The sequence below is a fragment of the Stenotrophomonas sp. HMWF003 genome, assembly GCF_003061285.1.
GTDB classification, from domain to species: Bacteria; Pseudomonadota; Gammaproteobacteria; order Xanthomonadales; family Xanthomonadaceae; genus Stenotrophomonas; species Stenotrophomonas maltophilia_AP.
Map to the genome: position 1 here is coordinate 1 of NZ_QAIW01000228.1, position 4,950 is coordinate 4,950.

The following is a 4,950-nucleotide window of genomic DNA, read 5'->3' on the forward strand; positions in this document are numbered from 1 at the left end:
GGCATACAATGCGCCCGCTGTATTGGCTCATATCAAAGGAATGGCAATGAATCGGAAATGGAACACGTGGATTGCGGCAGCATTCGTCGGCAGCGTCATGTCACTGGGCAGCGTGACTGCAGCGCATGCCGACGATGCAGGAAGCCTGGGGGGCTGCGAAGGCATCAAGCTGAAGGTGCTTCTCAGGTCGACCAGGCCCACGACCCTCAACGACGTGATGGCGTCCTGGATCGGATCCAATCTCCGTGAGGTCGTCGGAAAGTGGGGGCCGCCGCAGGGTACGTTCGACAACCGCGACGGCAGCCGGATTCTGTCCTGGAAGGAGCAGGGCCCAAACTGGGGCGTCTGCACCAAGACCTTCCAAGCCGACGCTAACGACGCCCTGCAGCTGTCGAGCCTGAGCGGAGATTGCGGTTGCACCGCGCTGGCCCGCGGTACCGAACCGAGGGACACCCCGGTTCCCCGAATGACGCTGTAGTCCCGGCGGGCGCCATGCTGCGCCTTCCATCGGTGGCACCGTTCGCGGTGCCATTTTTGTTTCTGGCCCCATGGTCCGTGGCCGGTCCCTGCGAATAGAATCAGGCATCCGGACAGGGTGTCCGGCGTAAGGGGATAAGGATGCGCATGACGAAGTGGGCGGCGTTGGTCGCCATGGGGATGCTGGCCGGGCAGGCCACCGCAGTGGATCTGGAGCGCTACCTCAAGCGTGACCAGTTCACCGATATCAAGATCTCGCCCGATGGCGAGTACTACGCGGCCACGGTGCCGATGGAAGACCGGACCGCACTGGCGATCCTGCGCCGTACCGACGGCTCGATCGTCGGCTCGTTCGTGCCGCCGCCGAAGAACCATGCCACCGAGTTCGACTGGGTCAACCGCGAGCGCGTGTTGATCGGCCTGGCCGAGAAGATCGGCTCGCTGGACCAGCCACGCCTCACCGGCGAGCTGTATGCCATGAACGCCGACGGCGGCCGCGGCGAACTGCTGGTCGGCTATCGCGTGGAAGGCAACGGCCCGGGCACGCGCATCCAGCCCAAGAAGGTCGAAACCGTGGCCGCCTTCATGTTCGATGAGCTGGCCAATGACGACCGCAACGTGCTGGTCTCCATCTGGCCCTTCTCCGAGGACCCCTTCACCCGCGTTGACCGCCTCGACGTGCAGAGCGGGCGCCGTACCACCATCGCCCGCTCGCCGGTGCGCCGCGCCGACTTCACCAGCGACAACGCCGGCCAGGTCCGGTTCGCCCACGGCGCCGGGGCCGACAACGTCAACAAGCTGTACTACCGCGAAGCCAGCGGCGACACCTGGAAGCTGGTCAACGACGAGGCCGTCAACGGCCGCATCGAACAGGCGATCGGCTTCTCGGCTGACAACACCCTGGCCTACTTCACCAGCGAACAGGACAAGGGCCCGGACGTGATCGTGTCGTGGGACCCGGCCACCGGCAAGCGCACCCCGCTGCTGCGCGACCCGCAGGTGGACCCAAGCCGCATCATCCGCCGCCCCGGCACCTCCATTCCGGTGGGCGCGCTGTATCTGGGCGACAAGCCGCGGACCCGCTTCTTCGATGAAACCTCGCCCGACGCGCGCCTGTACCGCAGCCTGGAGGCGGCGTTCGGAGGCGATGCCATCTACATCACCTCCAGCACCCGTGACGGCAAGCAGCTGCTGGTCGAAGCGTGGTCGGGGCAGAACCCCGGCGACTTCTACATCTTCAACACCGAGGCCAAGAAGGCAGAGCACCTGATCAGCCGCAGCAGCTGGGTGGATGCGGCGACGTCGGCCAAGGTCGTGCCGGTGGCAGTCAAGGCGCGCGACGGTCTGGACATCAACGGGTTCCTCACCGTGCCCGAGGGCAAGACCGGCGCCAAGCTGCCGATGGTGGTGCTGCCGCATGGCGGCCCGTTCGGCGTCTTCGATGACGGCAGCTACGACATCGAACCGCAGCTGTTGGCCGCGGCCGGTTATGCGGTGCTGCAGGTCAACTTCCGCGGCTCGGGCAACTTCGGGCGTGCCTATCGCTCGGCCGGTGCGCGCCAGTGGGGCGGGGCCATGCAGGACGACCTCACCGACGCCACCCGCTGGGCCATCGACCAGGGCCACGCCGATCCCGCACGCATCTGCATTTACGGCGCCAGTTACGGCGGTTACGCCGCGTTGATGGGGGCCGCCAAGGAGCCGTCGCTGTACAAGTGCGCGGCCGGCTATGTGGGCGTGTACGACCTGCCGCTGATGTTCACCAATGGCGACATCCAGAGCCAGGGCTCGGGCGAAACCTACCTGAAGGAATGGCTGGGCAACCCGCAGCAGCTGGGCGCGGTGTCACCGGTCAACCTGGCCGCGCAGATCAAGGTGCCGGTGTTCCTGGCGGCCGGCGGCGAAGACAAGCGCGCACCGATCCAGCACACCAAGCGCATGGAAGCGGCCTTGAAGAAGGCCGGCGTGCCGGTGGAATCGCTGTACTACTCGACCGAAGGCCACGGCTTCTACACCGACCCCCACCGTCGCGAGTACTACACCAAACTGCTGGCGTTCCTGGCCAAAAACCTGGGGGGAACGACCGCCACGGCCGGCACCGGGAGTGCCGGGAACAAGGCGCCGTAACATGCCTGGCCGCGCCCGTGCCGATGGCGAAGTCCACGGCACAGGCGCTGCTGCGCGCCTGTCATCTGAACACCTGCGCCCGCGTCCAGGCCACCACGTCGGTGGCCTGGACGGTCTGCCGGGCTGTCCAGGCACGTGCGCTGTCGGGTCAGAACGCGTAGCTGGCGTGCAGCTGCGCCTGGCGGTCGGCGCTGCCCAACAGGCGCTGCGCCATCAGTGATGCGCCCAGGCTGAAACGCTTGTGCTGGTAGTCCGCTCCCAGCATCAGGCGATGATCCAGCCCGGTTGGCCTGGTGCCCGGCAACACGAAGGCGTGGTCCCCCGCGCCGTGCAGCGTGGCAACACGATCACTGGCGCGGTAGGCCAGCGACCCGATCAGGGCCGCGTCGCCCCGCACCGTCCAACGCGGGCTCAGCCGCCCCGTCATCCCGGTGCCGGCTTCCCATTGCACGCCCCGGCGGGTACCGGCGCCGACGGACAGGCCCAACGCATCGGCACCGTATTCGTGGAAGCCCGCTTCGCGGCTGTGGTACGCATGCGCGCCAAGGCGGGGTTGCCAGCGCAGACCGCCGGCAACCAGCTCGCGACTGATCATGCTGCCGATGCGGCTCCGCGACAGCGCGCGTTGACTGTGTGCGCTGTGCTGGACGGTGCCCCAGCTCAACTGGCGCTGGCCGTCCAGCTGATGCCACTCGTTGCCCAGGGTGTGCTGCACATCGAACGCGCCCAGTGCCTGCCCGATGCCCACGCCGGCGAAGCGTGACTGGTTGCGGGTCTGTCCACCCTCGGTGGCAATGTCCGATGCGAGCAGGCCGGTGCTCAGCTGCAGCTGTCCGCCCCCCCGCAGCGGGACCGCCACCTGCACCGCGCTACCGGTGCCCTGTACGCCATGGCGGGTTCCAGCGTCCGTGCCAAAGGCCACGAGACGGTGTCCCTCGACCGCCCGCGCGCGGGCCAGGCTTGACCAGAAGGCATCGCCGTTGGCGCCTGCACGCATGCTGGCGGCCACGACATCCGCGCCGGACAGCTGCGACAGGGCGCGATTGAAGGCTGCGGCGTCAGCCACTTCCAGGCTGTGGTACAGCGCGTTGCTGTCGTAGCCTGCCTCCAGCGCTTCGGCAACGCCCTGCAGGGGGGCGTCGGCCAGCGCGCGATAGTCGTTGCGGGTCATCACCACATCGACGGTGCCGGTCGCGTCGCGCTCCGCCCGTGCCTGCCACACCACCGAGGCGCTCCGGATGTTGTCTTCACCACTGTCGGCGCCCACGAACACGCCTTCCAGGCGCACCTGCGAGGCGGCAGTGCCCCGCGTGAACGTGGTATCCACCGCCACGTCGGACAGGTGCCCGCCCTGGTGCAGCACCAGGCGACCGGCGCTGCCGTCGGCATTGGTGCCCACGGTATAGCCGCTGACCCCGCGCGGCGCCTGCCAGCCCAGGTCCTGGCCCGGCTGGTTCGCGGCGTCGGTGGCAGCGTCGGCATTGTGGCCGCTGCCGCTGCCATACACATTGACCTGGCCGTTGTTGATGAGGCGGCCGCTGCCTCCTGGTGCCATCTGGAACGCGTAGGAGTTGTCGGCATGGATGTTGATCACACCGCCGCGGCGGTTGTTGAGCGTGGCCGAGCCATCCGAGCGCATCGCGACCATCCCTTGGCCGTTGTTGCCCCCGGCGGTGCCAAGGTTGATCGTACCGTCGTTGATGACCGTGGCACCGCGCGCGCCGGACATCGCCACCGCGTTGTCCCCGGTGACCGTGAGCGTGCCCTGGTTGAGCAGCGTGGCCGACGCGCCCTCTGCATGCAGCGCGGACTGATGGCGCGCGTTGCTGGTGATGCTGCCACCGAAGCGGTTGATGCCGGTGCTGGCGTGTGAATCGGCGACCAGGGTGAGTACCCGTGCATCCCCGGACAGCAGGATGCTGCCGCGATTGTCGAATGCTTCGATGACGTCCCTCTCACCGCCCACGCGCGAGGTTACCGCGTGGACCAGTGCGTTTTCATTGAGTACCCCGCGTGCGACCACGCTGCCGTGGTTGTCGAACCCGGCCATGCCCTGCAGCACGAAGCCGCCACCGTCCACCTCCAGCCGCGCAGTGCGGTGGCGTTCGCCGTTGTCGAACTCGCTCTCGCCCTGCAGGGTGACCAGCGTATCGCGCAGCTGCATTGTCAAGAGGTTTTCGATGTCGGCATCGCCGGCCAGAGTGATGCGGGCACCCTGCGCCTGGACGCTGCCGTAGTTGTCGAAGCTGGCATCGGCCTGCAGTTCCATCCGGCCGCGCAGGTCGAGATGCCCGCGGTTGTCGACATCGCCATCGCGTTCGATCAGCAGCGCGGCCCGTTCAGAGA

General features: G+C 67.7%; 3 protein-coding genes. 2 read left to right on the forward strand and 1 reads right to left on the reverse strand.

Features of this window, described 5'->3' with window-relative positions:
* Window positions 1–478: hypothetical protein (locus DBR34_RS09355; protein ID WP_219928251.1), on the forward strand; the 478-nt coding region annotated here is incomplete at its 5' end.
* Window positions 479–624: 146 nt separating this feature from the next.
* Window positions 625–2,604: a S9 family peptidase gene (locus tag DBR34_RS09360; RefSeq protein WP_128096584.1), complete on the forward strand. Its 1,980-nt coding sequence runs from the start codon at window positions 625–627 to the stop codon at window positions 2,602–2,604.
* Window positions 2,605–2,752: 148 nt separating this feature from the next.
* On the opposite strand, the gene DBR34_RS21290 is transcribed toward DBR34_RS09360, so the two are convergent.
* The coding region (locus DBR34_RS21290) for a hypothetical protein (RefSeq protein ID WP_181393960.1) at window positions 2,753–4,950 on the reverse strand (2,198 nt) is incomplete at its 5' end.

What these genes read in the sequence shown, in the direction of transcription:
- DBR34_RS09360 (WP_128096584.1), top strand. Translation starts at nt 625, where the DNA reads ATGACGAAGTGGGCGGCGTTGGTCGCCATGGGGATGCTGGCCGGGCAG.